Source organism: Pigmentiphaga litoralis (assembly GCF_048632615.1).
Classification (GTDB): Bacteria; Pseudomonadota; Gammaproteobacteria; order Burkholderiales; family Burkholderiaceae_B; genus Pigmentiphaga; species Pigmentiphaga litoralis_B.
Map to the genome: position 1 here is coordinate 2,112,586 of NZ_CP184479.1, position 24,047 is coordinate 2,136,632.

The following is a 24,047-nucleotide window of genomic DNA, read 5'->3' on the forward strand; positions in this document are numbered from 1 at the left end:
GACTGCAGCCGCGGCGGTTACCCGGTCGCGGCCACTGCCCTTCAGGCCATGTTCTCAAAAGGCCGTGCCTTCAAAAGACCGTGTCCTTAAAAGCCGTGTCCTCAAATATAGTAGGAGGTCGTAGTCATCACCTTCGACCCCGCCCGCATGGCCGCGCGGGCCAATGGCGGCAACGGCCGCCCGCCCGCATGCTGCGCCGTTTCGCGATGATGGCGCTCTTCTTCGCACATCTGCGTCACGATCGCCCGTGACCGCACATCATTGACCGGCAACTTCTGCAGATGCCCGTCAAGGTGCTGTTCCACCTGCTTTTCGGTCTCGGCCATGAAGCCCAGGTTGACGGCATCCCCCGCCCTGCCCGCCAGCACCCCCAAGCCGAATGCGCCCGCGTACCAGAGCGGATTCAGGAAGCTGGGGCGCGATTTCAGTTCTTTCAGCCGGTCGGCCAGCCACGTCAGGTGGTCGGTCTCTTCGACCGCGGCTTCCAAGAAGATGGCGCGCGTTGACGCGTGACGGCTGACCAGCGCCTGCCCGCGGTATAGCGCCTGCGCGCAGACCTCGCCTACGTGATTGACGCGCATCAGCCCGGCGGCATGGCGGGTTTCGGCGGGCGTCAGTTCGGCAGTCGCAGCCGGATCGTCGACGCCCACGCCGCCTTGTGAGCTGACCCCCGCCGACGCGCCAACCACGGCCAGCGGTTCGGTGGCCAGGACGGCCGGCGGCGTGGGCTTGCGCAGCGCCGCGGCCGGATTGGGGCGGGTGCCCGACGTACTGCCCGACAGCACCCGCAGCGCGCGATCCGCCTCGGCCAGCAGGCGATCGAGCGGCGAGATCCGGCGAAAGCTGGACGGCGACGAAGAGGAAAACGACGAAGTGGACGACGAGGTCATGACCGGTGCCTTCTGCATGCGGCCCGCGAGCACGCGGGCACGAAAGAACGATCTGCCCAGTATAGGCAATCGCAGCGATGGCAGCGGTCAAGCACGCCGCGTACCTGCGCGAAGGTGGTCTTTCCGACGCTTCCCGAGTGCCGTTGCACAGGCACAACAGACCCTGCGCCACCCCGGGGCTGTCACGTGGGGCACATATTCACTCGTCATTCTGACCGCCGTGCACCAGGAAAGACGTGCCGCACCACCCTTACTCATTCGGAGCTCCAATTGAACAAGACCCTTATCGCCGCCGCCCTGCTCGCTGGCTTCGCGGGAGCCGCCCAGGCGCAAAGCAACGTCACGCTGTACGGCATTGCCGACGCGGGCTTTGTTTCCAGCAAGAACGACGGTCAGCGCGCCACCAACGGCATTGACAGCGGATATGCCGGCGGTTCGCGCTGGGGCATTCGCGGTTCGGAAGACCTGGGCAACGGTCTGAAGGCCAACTTCCAGCTGGAAAGCGGCATCAACATCGACCAGGGCACGACCGGCCAGTCGCTGGGCACCACCAGCCGCCTGTTCGGCCGTACCGCCTGGGTGGGTCTCCAGTCGACCTCGCTGGGTGAACTGCGCCTGGGCCGCCAGGACTCGTTCGCGTTCGGCTGGTTCGGCAGCAGCATCAACCCCTTCGGCAACGCCTACGGCCAGGCCCAATCGCAAACCATCTTCGGCTTCAACGCCACGGGTGGCACGGGCGACCGACTGGACAACACCGCTCTGTACATGACGCCCGTGTTCGCGGGCTTCCAGGCCGGCATCGGCTACAGCTTCAACGCCGCGGGCGCCGAAGCCACGGTTGCCTCGGGCGCGGCGCGCACCGACCAGCGCGTCATTACCAGCGGCCTGCGCTATAACAACGGCCCCCTGGCCGTCGTGTTCACGTACGACCAGCGCAATGCGCCTGACTCGGCTGCCGCCGCCGCCAGCAGCGACATCAAGAACTACCAGCTGGGCGCCACGTACGACTTCGGCGTCGTCAAGGCCCACGCCGGTTACGGCCGCCTGCAGAACTACGCGTTCCGCTCGGCGTCGGAAAAAGAAAATGCCTACCTGCTGGGCCTGAGCGTGCCGTTCGGCGCCCACGCCCTGCTCGCCACGTACCAGCGCCTGGACAACCGCAACAAGAACCTGGGCCGCGAAGACAACAACATCGACGGCTTCGCCATCGCGTACAACTACAAGCTGTCGAAGCGCACCATGGTGTACGCCGCGGCCAGCCAGTACAGCGACTCGGTGCAATACACCGGCGCCGCCGCCACGCGCACGGGCGACCGCCGCGAACTCGGCTTCGGCATCCAGCACCGCTTCTGATCGTCACGGCACCACGCACTGGCGGCTGGCTCAGGCCGGTCCGCCTTGCCGGAACGCAGCACATGCTACCGGCCTTGAAGGCTCGTTTTCCCAGGGAAAACGGGCCTTTTCACTGCCGCTGTTGGTACAAACGCACGTAGGACGTAAGCAGTCGTAAAAACACGGGCTCAACTGCAGGCAATCTTGGCCCTGGAACGTTTTTTTGATGGAATAGCACCACGGCTTCCACGGAAGCTAACGAGACCGGGCCCAAGGCAGGGACCGGAACCGACGCTGCGGGCGTGCATCGACCGCCCCCGTCGGCCCCCTGCCCCGGCCCGTCTTCCAGACAACAACCATCCGATCGCGGAGATCTTCATGAAGAAAACGCTTATCCTCGCAGCCATTCTGGCCAGCGCAGCAGGTACCGCCCAGGCACAAAGCTCGGTCACGCTCTACGGTCTCGTGGACGCCGGTTTCCTGCACTCGAAGACGGATGGCCAGAGCTCGCGCAACGCGCTGGACAGCGGCATTCAGAATGACTCGCGCTTCGGCATGCGCGGCTCGGAAGACCTGGGTGGCGGCCTGAAGGCCAACTTCACCCTGGAAAGCGGCATCAACGTCGATGACGGCACCACGACCGGCAGCGGCCTGTTCAACCGTCAGGCATGGGTGGGTCTGTCGCACTCGCGTTTCGGTGAAATGCGTCTGGGCCGTCAGTTCATCCTGGGCTCGGCATTCTTCACGTCGATCGACCCGTTCGGCACCGTGTTCCGCCAGGCTGGTATCGGCTCGACGGTCATCGCCGCGAACCAGGTGCGCAACGACAACACCGCCATGTTCTTCTCGCCGAACTTTGGTGGCCTGCAAGCCGCGATCGGCTACAGCTTCACGCGTTCGGGCCAGGAAGTGGCTGGCAACGCCAACAACAACCGCGCCGTGACGACCGGTGTCCGCTACAACAACGGCCCGATCGAAGCCGCTGTGACGTATGACCGTCTGGACCCGGGTACGGGTGGCGCGAACGGCATCTCGACGCAAGTCGGTGGCGCCTATGACTTCGGCGTCGTGAAGGTCCACGCCCTGTACGCTGACCAGCGCAATATCGCCGTGACCGCCGGTACCGCCGCGACTCCGGCCACCAGCGTGCCGTTCGCATCGAACACCAAGTCGTACATGGTGGGCCTGTCGGCACCGATCGGCGCAGGCCGCGTGTTCGGTTCGTACCAGAAGGCGAAGGACTGGGACATCAAGGGCTACAGCGTCGGCTACACCTACGCGCTGTCGCGCCGCACGAACGCCTACGCGTTCTTCAGCGACATCGACAACCTGGGCAGCCGTGCCTCGGTCAGCAACGACATCGGCACCCGTCAGGCCGGTTTCGGCGTGCGCCACATGTTCTAAGTATGTCAGGGGCTTCGGCCCTTGGGATGCTGGAACAAAAAAGCCGGATCGCAAGATCCGGCTTTTTTCGTCCTGACAAAGCCGAAAGATCAGGCGCCGGCCAAGGCCTTCAGGGCGTCGTCACGCGTCATGACGGTGGCGTACTTCTGGCCCATGTCGAACAGGTTGGCGTCGTGCGGGGCAATGGCGCGATCGCCCACGCAATCGGACAGCACCAGCGGCCGGTAGCCGTACGACATGGCATCGACCACGCTGGCCCGCACGCAGCCACTGGTGACCGCGCCGGCGATGACCAGCGTCTTGACGCCGCGCTGTGCGAGCCAGGCCGTCAGCATGGTGCCGAAAAAGGCGGACGGCACCGTTTTGCGGACGACCAGTTCGCCCTGCGCGGGCGCCAGTTCGGGCACGATGGCGCTGCGCGCTTCGTGTTCCTTCAGGGTCAGCATGCCCGGCACTTTCTGGGCGAACACGTTGTGATCACCGCCGTCATCGGCGAACACGATGCGGCTGTGCGCCACCGGCCAGCCGCGTTTGCGAGCTTCTTCGAGCAGGGGCACCGTGTTGGCGATGGCCTGCGGAATGTTTCCGCCGCCGAAGATCTCGGGGTCGGCAAAGCCGTTGACGAAGTCAATGATCAGAAGACCGACCGGGCCTTCCAGTTTCAACGCGGTGCCGAAGCCCTGGCGCTGGTAGGTGTGAACGTCGTTGTCCATCAATTGTCCTGTGGTTGATCCAATACCTTGCCATTCCGCACCACGGGTTCGCCGTCCAGGCTGACCGTGCAATCGCGCAGCGGGATATCGATATGGCAGGCGGTGGCGCGGCTGCCGCCCGCCTCATTGTTGGGTCCGAGCGAGAACAGGAAGTTGCCTTCGTACGCCCGCGCGTCCATGCCAATCGTGGCCTCACGATCGTACAAGCCCAGCGTCGACCAGCGCGCGCGCGGCTGCAGGCCCCAGCCGATGTGCGAGATCGCATAGGCCTCGGGGTCATTGAACGACGACATGTAGTCGCGCAGCAAGGCCGCATCCACGCCGCCTTCGATCCTGGTGGCATAGCCGTTTTCGACCGTCAGCGTGATGGGCTCGGTCACGTAGCATTTCTGCGGCAGCAGGATGTCGCCTTTGTCGATCACGATGCGGCCCGAGGTCTTGCCGTCGTCGGGGAAGGTCAGCACGAAACCGCTCGGCCAGTGGTCCCAGCGGCCAGGTTCGTCGACAAAACCGTATTCGCTGATGACCGGGAATTGCCCCATCGGGCAGGTCAGTTCCGTACCGGCGGGTGACGTGACCGTCATGGTCCTGGCGCGAGACAGGCGGGCATTGGCCTTGATGACACGCTCGCGATCGGCCGCGGTCGGCACCAGGCGCACCAGCACTTCGGGCGGTTCGACGGCAAGCAGGATCTTGGTGCCGGTCTTGAGGATGTCGTGCTGCTCGGCCGAGAACAGCAGCGTCATCAGGTCCAGCACCAGATCGCTTTCCTTCAGCGCGGCAATTGCCGCGTTGTTGCCCGTCAACGGCGTGGTGCCCAGGTAGGCCAGCGAATCGCGGCTGAGCGCCTTGTCGGCATTGACCGGCAACAGGTCGAGCCGGTTGACCACCGCCCCCAGCGATTGCGCCGCGACCAGCGCGCTCGACAGCGTTTGCGGATGGGTGGCCGCGCCGGTCAGCACCGTCACGGTCTGGCCCGCTTCGAGCTTGGACAGCTTCAGCACCTGGGTCCAGGCGTTGATCATTTCATAGTCACTGACCGGCATGGCGGTTACTCCTGGAAGAAGCGTAAAGAGGAAGGTCGGTGGTTGAAAGGGTCACGGTGCCGAACTCGACCGTTGCCGGATTCAACCGTTGATCTTCACCATGATCAAGGCGTGGCGGGCGTGCCCATGGCGGCATCGCCATTCGTGGCGCCTGACTTGGCCAGCGGCGCGCCCAGGAAGGTGCCGAAGGCGGCGTAGAAGCCCGCTTCGTCGTCCCACGGAATCATGTGACCCGCGTTGGGCACGTGCGCCACTTCGGTCTGGGCGTGCAGCGAGCGGATTTCTTCGATGTCTTCGGGGCGGATCACGTCACCCCGTCCCGCCACCATCAGCATGACCGGCACGGTCAGCTTGGGCAGGTCGGCGTGGATGTCATCGGTGGCGAAGGCTTCGAAGCTGGTCAGGATCGCGCTTTCGTTGCAGGTGTGCAGCCATTCGGCGCGCAGCGCGCGTTGCTCTTCGGTCCATGTCGGGCAGAAGGCCAGCATGCCTTCTGCGTCGGTGCCCTGCACGGCCAGGCGGATCGAGTCGATGTACCAGGGCAGCTTGGCGGGATACGCGCGGCGGCCCGGACCCGACACGGGCGGATCGATCAGCACCATGCGTTCCAGGCCCGCGGGGGCCGTGCGGCCGGCGCGCACCGCGATGCGGCCGCCCATCGAATGGCCGACGATCATCCAGCGGTCCAGCTTGAGCGCCTGCGCAAAGGCCAGCACATCGGCCGCCTGGGCATCCAGGCTGTAGTCCAGGCCGTCTTCGGCCGACGACAGGCCACGGCCGCGCACGTCCAGCACATAGGTGTCGAACTGCTCGCCGAACACTTCGCCCACGAAGCCCCAGGTAATGGCAGGGCTGGTGATGCCTGGCACCAGGATCACGGTGGGCCGCGACGCGCGCGCTTCGGTGGCGCCGCCGTAACGGAGATAGTGTTGGCGGATGCCATTGGCGTGCACGTTGCCGCCAGCGATGAATGTGCTCAAGAGTTGCTCCTGTTCGCGATGAGGAACGCCTGCGTCGGACCACGACGACGACGCGTCGGGATCCGGCGCAGGCGCTGTCTGGGCAGGCCGCCTGCTGCGGCCCCGGCGGCGCGTTGCGGTCTGCGGCTTGATGAAGCCTACAGCTTGAACAGGCGCTCGGCGTTGCCGTGGCAGACCAGGTGCCGGGTTGCCTCGTCAAGCGGGGCGGCTTCGATGAAATCGGCCGCGTCGGCACTCGACTCGTAAGGATAGTCTACCGAGAACATGACGGCTTCGGCACCCATCTCTTCGATCGCGCCCATCAACGCGCCTGGCGAACAGACGCCGGACGTCGTGATGACGATGTTGCTGCCGATGTATTCCGACGGCTTGCGCTGCAACGTGATGCCGTGCGGATAGGCCGCGAAGCGGCTGTCGAAACGCCAGCGCTGGTAGGGCAGCCCTTCGCCCATGTGGCCAATCACGATCTTCAGATCGGGGAAACGGTCGAACACGCCCGCAAACAGCAGGCGCAGCGTATGGGTGCCGGTCTCGACGCCCCAGCCCCAGGCCGCGCGGCTGATCTCGGGGTGATCGTTGTAGGCGTGGGGCATGATGAACGCATCGGTGGGGTGCAGATACATCGGCACGTCCAGCGCCTGCATGCGTTCCCAGAAGGCGTCGTACTTGGGCTCGTCCAGGTACACGCCATTGGTGTGGCCGTTGACCAGCGAACCCTTGAAGCCAAGGTCGTTCACGCAACGTTCGAGTTCATCGGCGGCGGTGTCGGGATCATGCATGGGCAGCGTGGCGAAGCCGGCGTAACGGGTCGGATGACGCTGCACCTGGCTGGCCAGGAAATCATTGTTTTCACGGGCGCGGCGCAAGGCGACGGCGGCATCGGGCTCGGCCTGCACACCCGGACCGCTTTGCGACAGGATCGCCAGATCGATACCGGCGGCATCCATTTCGGCCAGGCGCATGTCGTCGAAGTCCGACAGGCGGGAGCCGAGTTCGGCGATCTGCACGGGATCGATGTGCTTCAGGAAGCTCGAGGAATAGCTCTGGAAGCCGGCTCCCATGAAGTGTTCTTCGAACGCGATCTTGCGAATCCTCGTCATTGCCTTTTCCCCAGGGTGGCCGGTGGTGCGGACCGTGTGTCCCGCATCAATTGTCAGTGTACTGATAATAAAGTCTAGCAACGGAAATCATAAAAGTCCAGATTTCGCGCGGGTCGCGGCAGGGCTCCCACGCCCGCTTTGCGGCCATGCATGGAATCGGTGCCGGACCGCGTGCGCCCTCACGGATTCGGTGCGCGGCGGCTCCCGTTTCTGGTGCGCCTACCCCGGGCATCCCCTAGCGCCGCGCGCCGTTGACCCTGTCCGAGTCCGTCAGTATGCTCACCATATGTTCAGTGTACTAACGAACAATTCAGTATACGTACAGACTTGCGGGCAGGCTGCGCGCGGCATTGGCATGCAGATTGCTTGATGGCCCCATCCGAATTGTCCTTCCTTCCTCGAGGTCGCCATGCTCCAGAAACTGATTTCCACGATTACCGGCGCGGGCGCCATCGGTCTGCTGGGATTCTGTCTTTCCACCCCCGCCATGGCGCAGACGGCCGAGCCGCTGCGGGTGCGTCTGGACTGGACGCCGTGGGGGGTGCAGGCGCCATTCCACCTGGCGCAGCAGAAAGGCTGGTTCAAGCAGGCGGGTCTGGATGTCATGCTGGAAGACGGCAATGGTTCGGTCACGACGGTGCAGATCGTCGGATCGGGCGACAGCTTTGACGTAGGCCATGCCGCACTGGCCTCGATGATGATCGCGCGTGACAAGGGCCTGCCGGTCAAGGCCGTGGCCGTGTTTGCGCGCCAGAGCGACATCGGCCTTTTGGTGCCCGATGGCAGCGGCATCACCGGCCCGGCTCAGCTCAAGGGCAAGAAGATTGCGTACACGGCAGGTTCGCTTGAAGCGCCGTTCGTCGATGCGTTCCTGGCGGCCGGCAAGCTCAAGCGCACCGACGTCGAATTGCTGAATGTGGACGCCGCCAGCAAGGCCACGACCTATGCCGTGGGCCGCGCCGATGCGGCGTTCTCGACCATCCCCTTCTTCCTGCCATCGGTGTCGAAACAACGGCCGTCGCAAGCCGTGCGCTTTGCCGACTACGGCCTGAACATGCCCAGCTTTGGCCTGTTCGCCAGCGAAGCCAAGCTGGCCAGCAAGCGCGATGCCATCAGCCGCTTCGCCAGCGTGACCGCCATGGCATGGGAATACATCCATGCCGGTCATCAGGATGAAGCGGTGGACGCCATCGTCGCGCAGCGTCCGCAGGCGCGCCTGGACAAGACCGTGCTGCGCGGGCAGATCGACGCGCTCAAGCCTTACTTCGGCACGGGTGCCCGTGTGGGCGCGATGGTGCCCGCCGACTGGACCGATGCGGTCAAGACGCTGTCGTCGGTCGGACTGATCGGCACGACCCGCGCCGCCACCGACTATTACGTCGAAGGCCTGGCCACGCCCGAAAAATTCAGCGCGCTGGCCACGAAGAAATGAGTGGTTCGGTTCACGCGGCAGGCGTACGCAAGCAGTACCCCGGACCTCGCGGCGTCCAGGCCCTGGCGGGCATCGATGCCGACATTCCACAGGGACGGTTCGTCAGCATCCTGGGGCCCAGCGGCTGTGGCAAAAGCACCTTCCTGCGCTGCGTGGCGGGTCTGGAAACCATCACGGACGGCACGCTGGAAGTGCACGGCAAGCCCGTGCGCGGCGCGCCCGACGGCATCGGCATCGTGTTCCAGCGCGACGCCCTGCTCGACTGGCGCAGCATCCGCAGCAACATCCTGCTGCCCGTGGAATTCGCGCACAAGCCGGTTGACCGCTATACCGACAAGGTCGACCACCTGCTGGCGCTGACCAAGCTGACGGACTTTGCCAACAGCTATCCGCGCGAACTGTCGGGCGGCATGCGCCAGCGCGCCGCGATCTGCCGCGCCCTGGTGGACGACCCCGAACTGTTGTTGATGGACGAGCCCTTTGGCGCGCTGGACGCACTGACACGCGATCAGATGAATGTGGAGCTGCAGCGCATCTGGATGGAGACGCGCAACACCGTCATGTTCGTGACGCACGGCATTGCCGAAGCGGTATTCCTGGGGGATGTGGTCATGGTGTTTTCGCCGCGCCCCGGCCGTATCGTAGAAACGATCACCATCGACCTGCCCCGCCCCCGGCCGCTCGCGATCCGCGAAACGCCCGAATTCGGCCAGTATGTCGCGCATATCCGCGGCCTGTTCCAGGACATGGGACTGATCGACGAGAAGAAGGCCTGATATGCGCGAGTCCCGTTATTCCAGCACCCTGGCCGGCCTGTTTTCGACCGTGGTCGTGCTGCTGCTGTGGGAAGCCGCCGGCCGGCTGCTGCAGGTGCGGCCCATCATGCTGCCCCTGCCGTCCGCCATCCTGATGGAACTGGCCGCGGAATTCCCCTGGTACATGGGCCACGCGGCCTATACCTTGCTGACCACCCTGGGCGGCTTCCTGTTGTCGGTGATCGGCGGCGTGGCGATTGCGGCCATCATTGTCGGATCCCGGACGTTCGAGCGTTTCGTGTGGCCGGTCATCGTTGCCTTCAACAGCGTGCCCAAGGTTGCCATCGCCCCCCTGTTCGTGATCTGGATGGGCACGGGCGCCGAACCGAAAGTCGCCATCGCTTTCCTGATCGCCGTGTTTGCGATCATTGTGGATACCGTCCACGGACTGCGTTCGGTGCCGCCCGACGTGACCGACCTGTCGCGGGTGCTGAAGGGATCGGCATGGGACGTGTTCTGGAAGGTCAAGCTGCCGTGCGCGCTGCCGTCCATCGTGACGGGCATGAAGGTCGCGATTTCGCTGGCGCTGGTCGGCGCGATCGTGGGCGAATTCGTGTCGTCGCAGCGCGGCCTGGGCTACGTGATCATGAGCGCGCAAGGCACGTTCGATACCGTGCGCGTGTTTGCCGCGCTGTTCATTCTCGCGATCATGGGCATGGTGCTCTATGGCGCGCTGGTGCTGCTGGAACGCCGGGCCACGCCCTGGCGGAACGACCCGTCGCATTGATGGGAAAGCGGGCGACCACAATTCGCCCGCACCATCTTCCATTCGGCAATAATCTCAGTATACTGACGATTATTAGTCAGCATACTTACAGATAGGATTCATTATGGCCTGGATCAAAGTCGCAAGCGCCGGTCAGCTGCAGAATGGCGACGTGATCGGCGTGCATGCCGGTCAGGCGCACATCGCGCTCTATCGCGACGACGACAGCTATTTCGCCACCGACAACGTCTGTACGCACCAGTACGCGCTGCTGTCCGACGGCTACCTGGAAGACGGCTGCATCGAATGCCCGCTGCACCAGGCTACCTTCGACATCCGCACGGGCAAAGCCCAATGCGCGCCCGCGACCAAGGATCTGGTGACGTACCCGGTCAAGGTCGAGGGCGACGACGTGCTGGTCGACGCATAAAGGCAAGCCATGAGCGCCGATACCCCCGTCAACGATTCCGCCGCCCGGCCCATCCTCATCATCGGGGCCGGTCAGGCGGGCGCCACCGCGGCGGCCACGCTGCGCCAGCTGGGCCACGGCGGCGGCATCGTCATGCTCGGCAGCGAAGCGCATGCGCCCTACGAGCGCCCGCCGCTGTCCAAGTCCGTGCTGAGCGGCGAGCAGGCCGATCACGAGATCGGCGTGCACCCCACGGCGTTCTACGCTGACAACACCATCGACCTGCACCTGGGCCGCACGATTGCGTCGCTGGACGTCGCGGCGTCGGTGGCTCACGACGGCGCGGGGAATACGATCCCCTACAGCCACTGCCTGATCGCCACCGGCGGGACGGCCCGCGAACTGCCCGAGCTGCCGGCTGGCACGCCTGGCGTGCACTACATCCGGTCGCTGGACGACGCCCGCGGCCTGCGTGCCGCACTGGCCGACCTGAAGGCGAGCGACACCGTGCTGGTGATCGGCGGCGGTTTCCTGGGACTTGAAACGGCGTCGACGGCATTGACGCTGGGCCGCCGGGTGGTCCTGGTCGAAGCCGGCAGCCGCCTGCTGGAACGCGCCGTGCCGCCCGCGCTGTCGGAATGGTTGTCCGCCCGCGCGCGGCATGCCGGCGTGGACCTGCGGCTGGGCCGCCGGATCGCCAAGCTGACCCACACTGCCGACGGCACGTCGTTGATGCTGGATGACGGCGCCGAAGTGTCGGCCCGCCTGACGGTGGTCGCGATCGGCCTGGTGCCCGATACCGGCCTGGCCGAGGCCGCGGGCGTTGCGGTGCACCCGGCCAATCGCGGCGTGCGCATCGACGCGCAGTGCCGTACCAATATTGCCAATGTGTTTGCCGCGGGCGATTGCGCATCGCAGTTCCAGCCGCTGTTCAAGCAGGAAATGCGCCTGGAATCCTGGCAGAGCGCCAATGAACAGGCGCGCCTTGCCGCCGCCGCCATGCTGGGCGTGGACACGGCGCCGCAAGCCGTGCCGTGGTTCTGGACCGACCAGTTCGGCTGCAACTTCCAGATGCTGGGCGCGTACGACCCGGCGCTGGAATACGTCATGCGCGGCAACGCCGATCCGGATGCGGCCGCGCCCAAGTTCCTGCTGCTCGGCCTGGAGCAGGGCCACCTGCGTCATGGCATTGCCGTGAACGCGGGCGGCGACCTGCGCCAGTTGCGCGTGCTGATCGAAAAGAACCTTCCCTGCGCGCCCGAGGCGCTTCAGGACACGACGCTGAATCTGCGGCAACTGGTGCGCGACGCTGTCGCCGCGTCGCCCGCCGCGCCCCTTCCCTGACAGGAATCGCCATGTACAACGCCCACGCAGTTATCAACCGGACGCTCGGTCACAAGGATGCGGAGCTTGCCTCCTATGCCTGGCCCGACGACGCGCTGCACGAAATCCCGGACTGGATCTACACGAGCAATGCCGTGTACGACCAGGAATTGCAGAAAATCTTCAAAGGCCGGGTCTGGAACTTTGTCGGCCTGGAAGCCGAAGTGCCCAACGCCGGCGACTACAAACGCTCGTACGTTGGCGCCACGCCCGTGGTCATGTCGCGCGCCGAAGACGGTTCGATCAACGTGTTCGAGAACCGCTGCGCGCACCGCGGCGCCGAGTTCTGTCGCAACAGCCAGGGCAACGCCAAAGAGTTCGTGTGCCCCTATCACCAATGGTCGTACGACCTGAAGGGCAACCTGCAAGGCGTGCCCTTCAAGCGCGGCGTGAACCGGATCGGCGGCATGCCCAAGGACTTCAAGAACGAAGACCACGGCCTGCTCAAGCTGCACACCACCGTCTATAACGGCGTCGTGTTCGCGTCCTACCACGACGACGTCGAACCGATCCCCGAGTACCTGACGCCCGAAATCCTGCAGGATTTCAATCACGTGTTCAACGGCAAAAAGCTGAAGATCCTGGGCTATTACAAGAACGAGTTGCCTTGCAACTGGAAGATGTATCACGAGAACCTGAAGGATCCGTATCACGCGACCCTGCTGCACTCGTTCCTGGTGGTGTTCGGCCTGCTGGTGGCGGGCAACGATTCGGCCATGATCGCCGACCCGGTGCATGGCCGCCACGGCACCATGGCGTCGGCCAAGAAGGAAGACAAGTACGCCGAGGTCAGCAGCGAGAACAAGAAGGAAATGCGGTCGTACCACGAAGGCATGCGCCTGCAGGACGACCGTTTCCTGGAATACATCAAGGAAACGGATTCGCGCTGGTCGGTCACGATGCAGACGATCTGGCCCAACCTGGTCGTGCAGCGCGAGATGAACACGCTGGGCGTGCGCCACATCGTGCCCAATGGTCCGGACAGCATGCTGATGATGTGGACCATGTTCGGCTACGAAGACGACACCGAAGAAATGACCCAGCACCGTCTGCGCCAGGGCAACCTGATGGGTCCGGCCGGCTTCCTGGGCCTGGAAGACAACGAGGCCATGAAGTTCGTGCAGGAAGGCGTGCGCCGCACCAGCACGGACGTCAACGTGCTGAAACTGGAATCGGGCCACGTGGGCACCAGCGAAACGCTGATCTCGGAAGCGGCGATCCGTGCCATGTACCAATACTATCGCGGCGTCATGGGATTCTGACCGTTATGACCTTCACTACGACTTCACTGTTCCACGCCTCGACCCTGGCGCCTGCCCGCGCGCTGGAACTGCGCCAGCGCGTCGAGGCCTTCCATGCCGACTACTGCGCGACCCTGGATTCGGGGTCGCTGGAAGACTGGCCCGGGTTCTTTACCGAAGACGGCATCTACCGCGTGACGGCGCGTGAAAACGCCGAGCTGGGCCTGCCCGTGGGCCTGGTGTATTGCGAAGGCAAAGGCATGCTGCAGGACCGCGCGGTCGCGATCAATCGCACGCAGATGTTCGCGCCCCGCTACATGCTGCACCTGGTGACCAACACACGGGTGACGGCCGAGGAGGCCGACGGCGCGATCAAGGCGCAAGCCAACTTCCTGTTGATGCAGACCCTGGTGGAAGGCCCGACCACGGTACACATGGCCGGCACCTACCACGACGTGTTCGTGGTGGAAGGCGATCGATTGCTGTTGAAGGACCGCCAGGTGATCTACGACAGCACGATCATTGCGAACGACCTGGTGTATCCGGTCTGACCTGGTTGCTGGCGGAAGGAGGAAGCCGCGGGGGCGCGATGGCCCCGCGGCTTTTTTATCAGCTGCGCAGCGCGGCGCGGCTGTACTGGTTGTTGGCTTCCACCAGTTGCGACACCAGCTTCATGAAGGTTTTCTGCTGCGCGTCGGTCAATGGGCTGAGCATGCGTTCCTGTGCGCGAACCATGTCGGCATGCATGGCGTTGACGGCGCTCTTGCCTTCGCGCGTCAGGAACACGTGACGGGTGCGGCGGTCGGCCTCGTTTTCGCGGCGTTCGAGCAACCCACGTTCTTCAAGGCGGCGCACGACGTCGGCCGTGGTGGTGCGATCCAGCCCCACTTCCTGGCCCAGCGCCGTCTGGTCCAGGCCGGGCATGACGGCCAGCGCCGACAGGATGGCGTACTGCACGGGCGTGGTGTTGGACGATTTGCATTCTTCGAAGAACATGGCCACGTGGATCTGGTGCAGCCGGCGCACGAGGAAGCCGGGCCGCGCCCACAGCAGTTCCTTGGCGGGATCAACGACAGCCGCCGCCGCGGGCTTGCTGGATTTCTTCTTGACTGCGGGTCGGCTGGTGCTCGACGACATGAAAGTGCCCGGGGTTATTAGTATGCTGACGATTATAACCGCCGGCACCCGCGCCAACAGGCCGAATGCGGCCGTTTTTCCACGTCGCCGTGGCGGTGCCGATGAATGGGCGGCATACGTCTTAAATGCTCAGCATACTGATCATCTGCGAGTACGTATCGCCGCCCCTGTCATGTCCATGGCATCGCCGCCGGTCCGGAACGCTGGAAGACGCTCCAGGGATCATCAGCATACTGCTCATCTGCACTAAAACGGGCCAGCGTTGCGCCCCAATATGCCGCAGCACCGGGCCGCTTTTGGTGCATCGCCCACCCCTTGCCGGGCGCCCCCCAGGATCAGGATTAACCCCGATCCGATCCGAAAAAATTTTTCATACCGTCAGTACACTGATAATATGGCTCAGCATACTGACGAACTGCGAGAAGCGCCCAGGCGATGAGGGCGCAAATTTTCAAATTGGCATAGCGCTTGCTTGAAAGGGGTCGAAGCCCGATGGCGTCACCCCCACCCTCACTTCCTACCCTGAACCTTCTGCAGGAGTCTTCCATGTCGTTCTGGAAACGTGTTTCAGTATGCGCCTCCGTGCTGGCCGTCAGCTGTCTGTCCTCGGCCACCGCCGTGGCGGCCGATGCTGCGACCTTCCCGACCAAGCCCGTCACGATCATCGTGACCTTCCCCCGGGCGGAGGCACTGACCTGCTTGCCCGCCTGATTGGCGGCGAACTCCAGAAGGTGTGGGGCCAGACCGTGATCGTCGACAACCGCACCGGCGCGAGCGGCAACATCGGCGCGCGCGCGGTGGCCGAAAGCCCCGCCGACGGCTACACGCTGTTGATGGTGAACAGCTCGTTCGCGGTCAATCCGGGCGTGTTCCGCAACCTGCCCTTCGATCCCAAAGCGGACTTTGCGCCCGCCGTGAACGTGGCCTTCGTGCCGTCGGTCATCGTCGTGTCGGCCGAGTCCCAGTACAAGACCTTGCCCGAGCTAATGGCGGCGGCCAAGCCCGGTTCAGGCAGCGTCTCTTTCGGTTCGTGCGGCAACGGCACGCCGCAGCATCTGGCGGGCGAGATGCTGAACGTGCAGGGCAAGATCGGCATGCAGCACATCCCCTATCGCGGTTGCGGTCCGGCCCTGACCGACGTGCTCGGCAAGCAGGTGCCCGTGGCGATCGTGACCGCGTCGTCGGCCATGCCGTACGTCAAGGCGGGCAAGCTGCGCGCGCTGGCCGTGACGTCCAAGGGCCGCTCGCCCTTCCTGCCCGACGTTCCAACCGTGGCCGAAAACAATCTGGCGGGTTATGAACTCGACCAGTGGCACGGCCTGCTGGCCCCGTCCAAGACGCCCAAGGCGGTGGTCGACAAGATCAACGCCGATGTGGCCAAGATCGTGGCCCGTCCGGACATCAATGAAAAGCTGCTTGGCCTGGTGTATGCGCCAACGTCGAGCACCCCGGCGGAATTCAGCAAGATCGTGTCCGACGACATCGACCGCTTTACCAAATTGACGCAGCAAATCGGCCTCAAGGTAGATTGACGGTTGCGTGGCCACCGGCGCGGATGCGCCGGTTTTTGTTCAACATCGCTTGAGAAAATCAGATGAAGAAATTGCAGATCAGCCTCTCGTGTGGCGACTATGACCGGACCCGCGCCATTCTGGATGGCCGCGCGCAGATCGAAGGGTGCGAGGTCGTCACCGCAGCCATCGAACCGGAAGAAGCCTTCCACCGCGCATTCCGCTACCAGGAATTCGACGTCACCGAAATTTCGATGAGCAGTCACATGATGACGACGGCTCGCGGCGACAACGAGTACATCGGCATCCCGGCTTTCATCTCGCGCGTATTCCGCCAGTCGGGCATCTATGTGCGTACCGACCGCGGCATCAACACGCCGCAGGATCTGAAGGGCAAGACCATTGGCGTGCCCGAATACCAGATCACGGCCAACGTGTGGATCCGCGGGATCCTGAAAGACGAATACGGTCTGGAACCGCGCGACGTGAAGTGGGTGCGTGGCGGGATCGAAGAACCCGGCCGGGGCGAGCGTTCGCCTATCGTGCTGGACGACGACATCGACCTGACCCAGATTCCGGACGACAAGACCCTGTCGCAGATGCTGGAAGACGGCGAGATCGACAGCTATATCGGCGCGCGCGCCCCATCGTGTTTCCTGCGCGGCGCCCCCAACGTGGGCCGCCTGTTCGGCGATTACATCGAGGCCGAGAAAGACTATTTCCGCCGCACCCGTATCTTCCCGATCATGCACATGGTCGGCATCCGCAAGTCGCTGGTCGAACAGCATCCGTGGCTGCCCGTGAGCGTCTACAAGGCCTTCATCAAGTCGAAGGAAATGGCGATCCACGAGTTGAACGAGATCTGCCACCTGGCCGTGACCCTGCCGTGGATGGTCCATCACCTGAACGAAGCCAAGGCGCTGATGGGTGACGACTACTGGCCTTTCGGCATGGAGAACAACCGCCATACCATCGAGACGTTCGCACGTTATCACTACGACCAGGGCCTGTCGAAACGCCTGGTCAAGCCCGAAGAACTGTTCCACCCGGCAGCGCTCGACCTGTCGAAGATCTGATACAAGGCAGGCCGCAGTGAAACCTCCCGTCGTAGGCTACCACTCCCCTCCAGCGTCGATGACGCATTGCGGCTTCTGGCTGCCCACGAGAACGTTCGCGTGCTCGCCGGCGGCCAGTCCCTGATGGCGATGCTCAACATGCGTTTTGCGTTCCCCGACCATCTGGTCGATATCAACGGGCTGCAGGAACTGGGCTATATCCGTGACGACGGGTCCGCGGTCCATATTGGCGCCCTCACGCGCCAGCGGGACGTGGAGTTTTCTCAGGTGGTCAAGGACCGCCTGCCGCTGCTGGCCGAAGCCATCCTGCAGGTCGGGCATCGCCAGACCCGCAACCGTGGCACGGTCGGCGGCAGCCTGTGCCAGCTCGATCCGGCGGCCGAGATCCCTTCTGTCGCGATGGCGATGGATGCGGTGATCACGGTCGCCAATCAGGGCGGCACACGCCAGATCGCCATGACGGATTTCCCGGCCGGCTACATGACGCCGTCCATGGAACCCGATGAATTGCTGACCGACATCATGTTCACGCCCTGGCCTGCCGGCCACGGCTGGTCATTCCTGGAATACGCGCGCCGCCATGGCGATTTCGCCATCGTGTCGGTCGCCGTGCTGCTTGCGCCAGGCGCCGATGGCAGCATCGCGCGGGCATCGATTACGCTAGGCGGCGTGGGCTCGGGCCCGGTTCGCATGACCGACGCCGAAGCGCTGCTGGTCGGCTCGCGCGGCAACGCGGCCTTCGACGCCGCGGCCGCTGCCTGTGGCCTGATCGACGCCAGCAGTGATTCCTATGTACCGGCGTGGTATCGCCAGCGGCTTGCGCGCGTGCTGACGCGGCGCGCCCTGGACACCGCGCTTTCACGCATTGCAAGGTAAGCCATGGAAGAATTCGATCCCGCGCAGAAGCGCACCATCATGCTCAAGGTCAACGGGACCGACCACCAGTGCGAGGTCGACGTGCGCATGCACCTGGCCGACTGCCTGCGTGGCGAACTGGGCCTGACGGGCACCCATGTCGGCTGCGAGCACGGCGTCTGCGGCGCCTGTACGGTGCTGGTCGACGGCCAGTCGGCACGCAGTTGCCTGATGTTGGCGGTGCAGGGCAACGGCCATGACATCTCCACGGTGGAAGGGCTGGCCGATCCGGCCGATCCGCTCCACCCGATCCAGCAGGCCTTCCATGACCTGCATGGCCTGCAATGCGGGTACTGCACCCCGGGCATCCTGATGTCGGTGGCCGAACTGCTGGCCGACGATCCCGACCCTTCGGAAGCCACGGTGCGGGACGTGCTGTCGGGGCACCTGTGCCGCTGCACCGGCTACCAGAACATCGTTGCCGCGACGCTGCACGCGGCCCACATGCTGAAAACGAGGGCCGATCATGGACACGCGGGTTAAACACGGCGCCGGCGTCAGCGTCGGCCGCATGGAAGACCAGGCGCTGCTGCGCGGCACGGCGCGCTTCGTCGACGACGTGCCCGTGACGGCGCCGCTGCACGCCTGTTTCGTGCGCAGCCCGCACGCGCATGCGCGCATTCTGTCGATCGATACGTCCATGGCGGCCGACCTGCCTGGCGTGGTGGCCATCTATTCGGCGGCCGACCTGCGCGGCGACGTGACCACCCTGCGCATGCCGCTGGGCTTTCCGTCGCCGACCATGCCCAAGAACACCACGCCTTTCGTGCTGGCGCCTGACGAAGTCAGCTTCGTGGGCGAAGCGCTGGCCGTGGTCGTGGCCGAGTCGCGCTACCTGGCCGAAGACGCCGCGCAGATGGTGATGGTCGACTACGACATTCTGCCGGCGGTGGCGGACTGCCGCGCCGCGGTCGAACCCGGTTCGCCTACCGTGCGCACCGAAATCGAATCCAACGTCCTGCAGCAGTATCAGCTGGCGTACGGCGATTGTGATTCGGTATTCGCCGCCGGCCATACCATCGTGGCCGACGATTTCTGGGTGCATCGCGGCTGCGCGCATTCAATGGAAGGCCGCGGCGTGCTGGCCGTGCCCGACCTGTCGTCCGACACGCTGATGGTATGGTCGTCGACGCAGCTGGCGCACGAACTGCACGCGGCGATCGCACAGATGCTGGGCCAACCCGAAGACAAGCTGCGTGTGATCACGCCCGACGTGGGCGGCGGCTTTGGCGCCAAATTCATGATCTATCCGGAGGAAGTGGCGATCCCGGCCGCGGCGCGCAAGCTGCGCCGTCCCGTCAAGTGGGTGGAAGACCGCCGCGAGCACTTCACCAGCGCCATCCAGGAACGCGACCAGTACTGGCACGCCGAGATGGCGGTCGATGCAGCCGGCAAGATCGTCGGCCTGCGCGGCAGCATGATTCACGATCACGGCGCCTACACGCCCCAGGGCACCAACGTGGCGTACAACGCGGCGTCGTCGCTGACCGGACCGTATGTGGTGCCGAACTTCGTGCTGGACGTGCAGGTGGCGCATACCAACAAGGTGCCGGTCGCAACCATTCGCGGCGCGGGTTACCCACAGGCCAACTTCGTGATGGAACGCCTGCTGGACCAGGCCGCCCTGGTCCTGGGCATGGACCGCGCCGACCTGCGCCACCGCAACCTGATTCCGCCCGAAAAGATTCCGTACACCAAGCCGCTCAAGTCGCGCGCCGGACTGCCCCTGGTCGTTGACAGTGGCAACTTTCCGGCCTTGCAGGCTGCGCTGCTGGAACGCATCGACTACGCCGGATTCAAGGCCCGCCAGGATGCCGCGCGGGCGCGTGGCGTGTACCTCGGAATAGGCATTGCCAACAGCGTCAAGCCGACCGGCCGCGGCCCGTTCGAAACGGCCAGGGTGCGGGTGCTGCCTTCGGGCAGGATCACCATCCATACCGGCGCGCTGGCCATGGGCCAGGGCCTGAAGACCACGCTCGCGCAGATCTGCGCGGGCCACTTCGGCGTGTCGATCGATGCCATCGACGTGATCGCGGGCGACACGTCATTCGTGGGGTACGGCATGGGCGGCTTTGCCAGCCGGCAGACCATCATGGCCGGATCGGCCGTCCACCAGGCGTCGATCGCCGTGGTGGCCAAGGCCCGCGCCGTGGCGGCCGCCATGCTGAAGCAGCCCGAGTCCGACATGTCGGTGCAGGACGGCTACGTGACCGGCGCGGGCGGCAAGAGCCTGTCGCTCGCGCAGATCGCGCTGGCCATGAAAGGCGCGCCCGGGTATTCGCTACCCTATGCGTCGGACCCGGGCCTGGAAGCCATATCGCACTTCCATTGCGATGACCAGACGTATGCCGGCGCATCGCATGGCTGCGAAGTCGAAGTCGACCCCATGACCGGAGCGATCACCTTGACGCGCTACGTGGCCGTGCAGGACAGCGGCAACCTCGTCAACCCGCAGGTGGCCGAAGGCCAGGTGCATGGTGGGGTGGTGCACGGCATCGGCAATGCGCTGTTCGAGTTCATGGCTTACGACGAAAGCGCGCAGCCCGTCTCGACCACCTTTGCCGAATACCTGCTGCCGACCGCGCCCGAACTGCCGCACATCGACGTGCTGTTCTGCAATTTTCCGTCGCCGCTCAACCCGCTGGGCGTCAAGGGCATAGGCGAAACCGCCACCATTCCCGTGGCATCGGCCATCATCGGCGCGGTGGAACATGCCCTGTCGGACCTTGGCGTGCGGATCGCCGAATCCCCGCTGGGCCCGGTGCGCCTGCTCGAACTGATCGACGCGACCGGCCACGACGCACCTCTCCGCTAGGAAAACCGTATGGAATTCACCAATCAATTTCACGTTCCGCTGCCCATCGACCAAGCCTGGGCGCTGTTGCTGGACGTGCCGCGCATCATGCCGTGCCTGCCCGGCGCCAAGCTGACGGAAGTCGTCGGGCCGGGCAAGTACAAGGGGTCGGTCAGCGTCAAGCTGGGCCCGGTCTCGTTGACCTTCAATGGCCTGGTGGAACTGGTCAAGCAGGATGACGACGCGCACATTGCGTGGCTGAAAGGATCGGGCGTCGACCCAGAGGCCGCGGCGGCGCGCAGTCGGAATTTAGCTTTGCGCTGACCGAGGCAGGCGCGGGCACCGATGTGCTGGTGACGACCAACCTGGCGCTGTCGGGCTCGGTGGCCCAGTACGGCCGCGGCAGCGGCATGATTTCGGAAGTGGCCGCGCAGATCCTGAAGCAGTTCGAGAAGAACCTGGCGAAGTCGTTCGCGCAGCCCGAAGGGGCCGCTCCGGCGGTAGCGGGTGCAAGCGCTGCGGCAACTGCGGTGGCGCCTCCGGCGACGCCAGGGCACACCGCCAGTGCATCCTCGGGCATCCCACCGGCTGCGGCGGAGGTTCCTGCGGGAGGCCCGGCCAGCGCGCCGGCTGCCACCGGTACGTCATCCCACGCCGCACCGGCCGCGGGCGTTGCCGCTGCGACGGCTGCGGTGCCCGCATCGACCGGCATACATGCGCCGGCATCGATGGCGGCCATGGCGGCTGCCGCCGACGGCGCGGCGTCGCCTGTCGCGCCTGCCAGCCCGGGCTCGACGGCTGCTGCAACCGCAGCGCCTGCACCCGCACCCGCCTATCGTCAGCCCCCGTGGCCAACGACGATCCGGTCCAGGAAATCAATATGCTGGCCATTGGTCTGAAAGCCATGTGGCGTTCGTTCTTGGGCATGTTCGGCATCGGCAAGAAACGCTGATCAGTGCGCGGCGGTACCCGTATTGACGGGGGCCGCCCGCTTTGGAAACGCCAGGTTGGCCACCAGCGCAGCGGCCACGCCGCAGCCCGCGATCGCCCCCAGCATCGGCGCCGCCGTGCCGTCGGCCAGGGCCGCGACGATCGCGCTGCCGATCGCGCCCAGGCCGAACTGGAACGCCCCCATCAGCGCGGCCGCCGTGCCTGCAATGGCGCCATGCGCTTCCATCGCGAGCATGGTGCTCGGTGGCAGCAGGAAGCCCATGCTCGAGATGACCACGAACAGCAGCACGCACAGCAGCGGCAACGTGGCCACACCCGCCTGGTCCGCCAGGGCCAGCGCCACGGCGGCGATGGCATAGACCACCGTCGCGCATCGCACCACCGGCGCCGCGCCATGCCTGCGCACATAGCGTGCGTTGAGCTGCGCACCCGCGATCAGGCCCACCGCGTTGACCCCGAAGATGATGCTGTACGCCATGGGCGACAGGCCATGCAGCGAAATGAACACGAACGACGACGCCGACAGGTAGGCAAAAAGCCGGCCTGCGCCAGCGCCAATGCCAGCACATACGGAATGAATTTGCTGCTGACCAACAGGCCGGCGTAGTGCTTGAACGCGGCCGACGGATGGCTGACCGCGCGCAATTCCGGCATGCGGCTTTCAGGCAGGAAACGCGCCACGACAGCCATCGCTACTACGCCGTAAACGGCCAGCACAATGAAGATGATCTGCCATGTGGCCACCGACAGCACCACGCTGCCGAACAGCGGCGCCAGGATGGGCGCGATGCCCAGCACCATGATCATCAACGACATCAGCCGCCCTGCCAGCGCACCCGTGTACAGGTCGCGCACCACGGCCATGCCGATCACCATGCCAATCGACCCGCCCAAGCCCTGCACCAGCCGCAGCACGGTCAGCTGGTCGATGGACGTTGCCATCGCGCAGCCGATCGACCCCAGCGTGAACAGCGCCAGGCCAGCGTAGATCACCGGCTTGCGGCCGACCTTGTCGGACACCGGCCCGTACACCAGCTGGCCGAGCGTCAAGCCGATGAAGAACGACATCAGGCTGCGCTGCACCGCGCCGTCATGGGTCGCAAGATCGTTCACCATCATCGGCAACGCCGGCAGATACATATCGATGGCCAGCGGTCCGAGCGCGCTGAGCGCGCCCAGGATGATGGCGATGCGCAGCGCGCGTTTGTCCATGATCGTAGTCAAATAAAAAAGAAGGCCGTATTATGGAACCATTGAGTTTCCTTAATCAAGGCTCGCGACCGTTTCGATGACGCAAGACACCGACATGACCGACAAAAAGGGGCCTGGACGGCCCCCGTGTTGTCGGCCGCCGACAGGCGCCGCCGCATCCTGGACGCCGCCGAAGCCCTGTTCACCGCGAAGGGATACGGCGACACAAGCATGGACGACATCGCCCGCGCCTGCGGCATGTCGAAGAAAACGCTGTACGCCGTCTTTGCCGACAAGGCCAGCCTGTTCTCGTCGCTGATCGCCGACAACGACGCCTTTCCCATCCTGGCCTACCAGGGCAGCGACACGATCGCGGACACCCGCGCCGCATTGACGGACGTGCTGAGCGGACTGGTGGATTTCATTCTGATGCCGCGGCAGGTGTCGATGACCCGCCTGGCGATCTGCGAGACGCTGCATGCGCCCGAGCTGAGTCAGCAGTTTTTTACCGCCGCCCTTGATCGCGGCGAAAGCTATCTGCGCGAGGCGCTGACGCGCGTCTTTCCGGCATGGAATGCCAGGACGATCCAGCCGCTGCTGCCCATCATCGTGGGGGCCGCGCTGGGGGCTGCAACTGCGTGCGCTGGTGGAACCCGGCAAGCTGCCCGACCGGCGCACCCGGCGGCGCAACGTTGCTGTGTGCGTGGCGATGGTGTGGCCGCTCCTCAGCCGGCCACCGGGGGCAGCCGACTGAAGGGCGTACCGAGGTCCGACCGCATGGCGATCAGGGAGTGGAGGTCGACGGCGCGCGCTTGATGGACGATGACGGCGTGACAGGTGACGGGGTGACGACCTTTTGTGCATCGGCCCGTTTGGACTTCTTGCCCAGCATCATGGCGATCATGACCATTGCGTAGATAAGGGCACACGTGCCGCCGATAAGACCCACGACGATGAGTAGCGTAACCATGGCAACTCCTTGACTAGTGAGCTTCCAGTCTAGGAGCGCGGGCGCCGGAAG

At 64.9% G+C, this 24,047-nt stretch carries 25 protein-coding genes and 1 pseudogene; 17 read left to right on the plus strand and 9 right to left on the minus strand.

The features are described 5' to 3' along the window. Positions 1–101: 101 nt before the first annotated feature. Positions 102–890, minus strand: a complete 789-nt coding sequence (gene coq7, locus ACNANG_RS09285) for a 2-polyprenyl-3-methyl-6-methoxy-1,4-benzoquinone monooxygenase (RefSeq protein WP_420226951.1) — start codon at positions 888–890, stop codon at positions 102–104. A 270-nt stretch (positions 891–1,160) separates the two neighbouring features. Here coq7 and ACNANG_RS09290 point away from each other — a divergent pair, with 270 nt between their 5' ends. Both ACNANG_RS09290 and ACNANG_RS09295 read left to right on the plus strand, forming a co-directional pair. Continuing rightward, positions 1,161–2,243 carry a porin gene (locus tag ACNANG_RS09290; RefSeq protein ID WP_420226952.1) on the plus strand — a complete coding sequence of 361 codons (1,083 nt, stop codon included), beginning with the start codon at positions 1,161–1,163 and terminating at the stop codon, positions 2,241–2,243. A 357-nt stretch (positions 2,244–2,600) separates the two neighbouring features. Next, positions 2,601–3,626, plus strand: coding sequence for a porin (locus ACNANG_RS09295; RefSeq protein ID WP_420226953.1), 1,026 nt, complete (start codon positions 2,601–2,603; stop codon positions 3,624–3,626). An 89-nt stretch (positions 3,627–3,715) separates the two neighbouring features. Here ACNANG_RS09295 and ACNANG_RS09300 read toward each other — a convergent pair whose 3' ends face one another. From ACNANG_RS09300 to ACNANG_RS09315, 4 genes are all read right to left on the minus strand, one after another. Next, positions 3,716–4,339, minus strand: a complete 624-nt coding sequence (locus ACNANG_RS09300) for an N-carbamoylsarcosine amidohydrolase (RefSeq protein WP_420226954.1) — start codon at positions 4,337–4,339, stop codon at positions 3,716–3,718. Beyond that, the gene (locus ACNANG_RS09305) at positions 4,339–5,385 is read right to left on the minus strand and encodes a 2,5-dihydroxypyridine 5,6-dioxygenase (protein WP_420226955.1); all 1,047 of its coding nucleotides are present in this window, start codon (positions 5,383–5,385) and stop codon (positions 4,339–4,341) included. Before ACNANG_RS09305 ends, ACNANG_RS09300 begins: the two co-directional genes overlap by 1 nt. 104 nt (positions 5,386–5,489) lie before the next feature. Next, positions 5,490–6,365, minus strand: coding sequence for an alpha/beta fold hydrolase (locus ACNANG_RS09310; RefSeq protein ID WP_420226956.1), 876 nt, complete (start codon positions 6,363–6,365; stop codon positions 5,490–5,492). Between the two features lie 137 nt (positions 6,366–6,502). Then, positions 6,503–7,465: an amidohydrolase family protein gene (locus ACNANG_RS09315; protein WP_420226957.1), complete on the minus strand. Its 963-nt coding sequence runs from the start codon at positions 7,463–7,465 to the stop codon at positions 6,503–6,505. A gap of 409 nt (positions 7,466–7,874) precedes the next feature. Between ACNANG_RS09315 and ACNANG_RS09320 the strand changes: the two genes are divergently transcribed. From ACNANG_RS09320 to ACNANG_RS09350, 7 genes are all read left to right on the plus strand, one after another. Continuing rightward, positions 7,875–8,897: an ABC transporter substrate-binding protein gene (locus ACNANG_RS09320; protein WP_420226958.1), complete on the plus strand. Its 1,023-nt coding sequence runs from the start codon at positions 7,875–7,877 to the stop codon at positions 8,895–8,897. Then, a complete protein-coding gene (locus ACNANG_RS09325; RefSeq protein WP_420226959.1) occupies positions 8,894–9,673 on the plus strand; it encodes an ABC transporter ATP-binding protein in 780 nt (259 codons plus the stop codon). The genes ACNANG_RS09320 and ACNANG_RS09325 overlap by 4 nt, the downstream gene beginning before the upstream one ends. Position 9,674: 1 nt before the next feature. Continuing rightward, positions 9,675–10,439, plus strand: a complete 765-nt coding sequence (locus tag ACNANG_RS09330; protein WP_420226960.1) for an ABC transporter permease — start codon at positions 9,675–9,677, stop codon at positions 10,437–10,439. 103 nt (positions 10,440–10,542) lie between these two features. Then, the gene (locus ACNANG_RS09335; RefSeq protein WP_420226961.1) at positions 10,543–10,848 is read left to right on the plus strand and encodes a non-heme iron oxygenase ferredoxin subunit; all 306 of its coding nucleotides are present in this window, start codon (positions 10,543–10,545) and stop codon (positions 10,846–10,848) included. Between the two features lie 9 nt (positions 10,849–10,857). Next, positions 10,858–12,171, plus strand: a complete 1,314-nt coding sequence (locus ACNANG_RS09340) for an NAD(P)/FAD-dependent oxidoreductase (RefSeq protein ID WP_420226962.1) — start codon at positions 10,858–10,860, stop codon at positions 12,169–12,171. Between the two features lie 11 nt (positions 12,172–12,182). After that, on the plus strand, positions 12,183–13,472 hold the full coding sequence (locus ACNANG_RS09345; RefSeq protein ID WP_420226963.1) for an aromatic ring-hydroxylating dioxygenase subunit alpha: 1,290 nt from the start codon (positions 12,183–12,185) through the stop codon (positions 13,470–13,472). 5 nt (positions 13,473–13,477) lie between these two features. Then, the gene (locus tag ACNANG_RS09350) at positions 13,478–14,002 is read left to right on the plus strand and encodes an aromatic-ring-hydroxylating dioxygenase subunit beta (protein WP_420226964.1); all 525 of its coding nucleotides are present in this window, start codon (positions 13,478–13,480) and stop codon (positions 14,000–14,002) included. 58 nt (positions 14,003–14,060) lie between these two features. Here the strand turns inward: ACNANG_RS09350 and ACNANG_RS09355 are convergent, their stop codons facing one another. After that, complete coding sequence (locus tag ACNANG_RS09355) at positions 14,061–14,588, minus strand: MarR family winged helix-turn-helix transcriptional regulator (RefSeq protein ID WP_179588893.1); 528 nt, start codon at positions 14,586–14,588, stop codon at positions 14,061–14,063. A gap of 546 nt (positions 14,589–15,134) precedes the next feature. Here ACNANG_RS09355 and ACNANG_RS09360 point away from each other — a divergent pair. The 7 genes and pseudogenes from ACNANG_RS09360 (at position 15,135) to ACNANG_RS09390 (ending at position 21,783) form a co-directional block, all read left to right on the plus strand. Continuing rightward, positions 15,135–16,120: pseudogene (locus ACNANG_RS09360) on the plus strand (tripartite tricarboxylate transporter substrate binding protein). Positions 16,121–16,182: 62 nt separating this feature from the next. After that, on the plus strand, positions 16,183–17,175 hold the full coding sequence (locus ACNANG_RS09365; RefSeq protein ID WP_420226965.1) for an ABC transporter substrate-binding protein: 993 nt from the start codon (positions 16,183–16,185) through the stop codon (positions 17,173–17,175). A 99-nt stretch (positions 17,176–17,274) separates the two neighbouring features. Further along, positions 17,275–18,051, plus strand: coding sequence for an FAD binding domain-containing protein (locus ACNANG_RS09370; RefSeq protein ID WP_420226966.1), 777 nt, complete (start codon positions 17,275–17,277; stop codon positions 18,049–18,051). Between the two features lie 3 nt (positions 18,052–18,054). Further along, positions 18,055–18,573, plus strand: coding sequence for a (2Fe-2S)-binding protein (locus tag ACNANG_RS09375; RefSeq protein ID WP_420226967.1), 519 nt, complete (start codon positions 18,055–18,057; stop codon positions 18,571–18,573). After that, positions 18,557–20,905: a xanthine dehydrogenase family protein molybdopterin-binding subunit gene (locus tag ACNANG_RS09380; RefSeq protein WP_420226968.1), complete on the plus strand. Its 2,349-nt coding sequence runs from the start codon at positions 18,557–18,559 to the stop codon at positions 20,903–20,905. The genes ACNANG_RS09375 and ACNANG_RS09380 overlap by 17 nt, the downstream gene beginning before the upstream one ends. A gap of 9 nt (positions 20,906–20,914) precedes the next feature. Then, positions 20,915–21,208 (plus strand): SRPBCC family protein, encoded by a 294-nt coding sequence (locus tag ACNANG_RS09385; RefSeq protein WP_420226969.1) that lies wholly within the window; start codon positions 20,915–20,917, stop codon positions 21,206–21,208. A gap of 29 nt (positions 21,209–21,237) precedes the next feature. Beyond that, positions 21,238–21,783, plus strand: coding sequence for a hypothetical protein (locus ACNANG_RS09390; RefSeq protein WP_420226970.1), 546 nt, complete (start codon positions 21,238–21,240; stop codon positions 21,781–21,783). A 53-nt stretch (positions 21,784–21,836) separates the two neighbouring features. Here ACNANG_RS09390 and ACNANG_RS09395 read toward each other — a convergent pair whose 3' ends face one another. Both ACNANG_RS09395 and ACNANG_RS09400 read right to left on the minus strand, forming a co-directional pair. Continuing rightward, positions 21,837–22,313, minus strand: coding sequence for a hypothetical protein (locus ACNANG_RS09395; RefSeq protein WP_420226971.1), 477 nt, complete (start codon positions 22,311–22,313; stop codon positions 21,837–21,839). Continuing rightward, positions 22,271–23,047, minus strand: a complete 777-nt coding sequence (locus ACNANG_RS09400; protein WP_420226972.1) for a Bcr/CflA family efflux MFS transporter — start codon at positions 23,045–23,047, stop codon at positions 22,271–22,273. The genes ACNANG_RS09395 and ACNANG_RS09400 overlap by 43 nt, the downstream gene beginning before the upstream one ends. Before the next feature lie 126 nt (positions 23,048–23,173). Between ACNANG_RS09400 and ACNANG_RS09405 the strand changes: the two genes are divergently transcribed. Further along, positions 23,174–23,842 carry a TetR/AcrR family transcriptional regulator gene (locus tag ACNANG_RS09405; protein WP_420226973.1) on the plus strand — a complete coding sequence of 223 codons (669 nt, stop codon included), beginning with the start codon at positions 23,174–23,176 and terminating at the stop codon, positions 23,840–23,842. On the opposite strand, the gene ACNANG_RS09410 is transcribed toward ACNANG_RS09405, so the two are convergent. Beyond that, the gene (locus tag ACNANG_RS09410) at positions 23,811–23,996 is read right to left on the minus strand and encodes a hypothetical protein (RefSeq protein WP_420226974.1); all 186 of its coding nucleotides are present in this window, start codon (positions 23,994–23,996) and stop codon (positions 23,811–23,813) included. The two genes, ACNANG_RS09405 and ACNANG_RS09410, sit on opposite strands and share 32 nt — an antisense overlap. Positions 23,997–24,047: the final 51 nt, after the last annotated feature.

Coding starts and splice junctions, on each gene's coding strand:
- ACNANG_RS09345 (WP_420226963.1), top strand. CDS start 12,183: ATGTACAACGCCCACGCAGTTATCAACCGGACGCTCGGTCACAAGGAT.
- ACNANG_RS09395 (WP_420226971.1), bottom strand. CDS start 22,313: ATGGCGTACAGCATCATCTTCGGGGTCAACGCGGTGGGCCTGATCGCG.
- ACNANG_RS09325 (WP_420226959.1), top strand. CDS start 8,894: ATGAGTGGTTCGGTTCACGCGGCAGGCGTACGCAAGCAGTACCCCGGA.
- ACNANG_RS09330 (WP_420226960.1), top strand. CDS start 9,675: ATGCGCGAGTCCCGTTATTCCAGCACCCTGGCCGGCCTGTTTTCGACC.
- ACNANG_RS09335 (WP_420226961.1), top strand. CDS start 10,543: ATGGCCTGGATCAAAGTCGCAAGCGCCGGTCAGCTGCAGAATGGCGAC.
- ACNANG_RS09400 (WP_420226972.1), bottom strand. CDS start 23,047: ATGGACAAACGCGCGCTGCGCATCGCCATCATCCTGGGCGCGCTCAGC.
- ACNANG_RS09295 (WP_420226953.1), top strand. CDS start 2,601: ATGAAGAAAACGCTTATCCTCGCAGCCATTCTGGCCAGCGCAGCAGGT.
- ACNANG_RS09300 (WP_420226954.1), bottom strand. CDS start 4,339: ATGGACAACGACGTTCACACCTACCAGCGCCAGGGCTTCGGCACCGCG.
- ACNANG_RS09340 (WP_420226962.1), top strand. CDS start 10,858: ATGAGCGCCGATACCCCCGTCAACGATTCCGCCGCCCGGCCCATCCTC.
- ACNANG_RS09320 (WP_420226958.1), top strand. CDS start 7,875: ATGCTCCAGAAACTGATTTCCACGATTACCGGCGCGGGCGCCATCGGT.
- ACNANG_RS09315 (WP_420226957.1), bottom strand. CDS start 7,465: ATGACGAGGATTCGCAAGATCGCGTTCGAAGAACACTTCATGGGAGCC.
- ACNANG_RS09380 (WP_420226968.1), top strand. CDS start 18,557: ATGGACACGCGGGTTAAACACGGCGCCGGCGTCAGCGTCGGCCGCATG.
- ACNANG_RS09365 (WP_420226965.1), top strand. CDS start 16,183: ATGAAGAAATTGCAGATCAGCCTCTCGTGTGGCGACTATGACCGGACC.
- ACNANG_RS09350 (WP_420226964.1), top strand. CDS start 13,478: ATGACCTTCACTACGACTTCACTGTTCCACGCCTCGACCCTGGCGCCT.
- coq7 (WP_420226951.1), bottom strand. CDS start 890: ATGACCTCGTCGTCCACTTCGTCGTTTTCCTCTTCGTCGCCGTCCAGC.
- ACNANG_RS09375 (WP_420226967.1), top strand. CDS start 18,055: ATGGAAGAATTCGATCCCGCGCAGAAGCGCACCATCATGCTCAAGGTC.
- ACNANG_RS09385 (WP_420226969.1), top strand. CDS start 20,915: ATGGAATTCACCAATCAATTTCACGTTCCGCTGCCCATCGACCAAGCC.
- ACNANG_RS09410 (WP_420226974.1), bottom strand. CDS start 23,996: ATGGTTACGCTACTCATCGTCGTGGGTCTTATCGGCGGCACGTGTGCC.
- ACNANG_RS09305 (WP_420226955.1), bottom strand. CDS start 5,385: ATGCCGGTCAGTGACTATGAAATGATCAACGCCTGGACCCAGGTGCTG.
- ACNANG_RS09355 (WP_179588893.1), bottom strand. CDS start 14,588: ATGTCGTCGAGCACCAGCCGACCCGCAGTCAAGAAGAAATCCAGCAAG.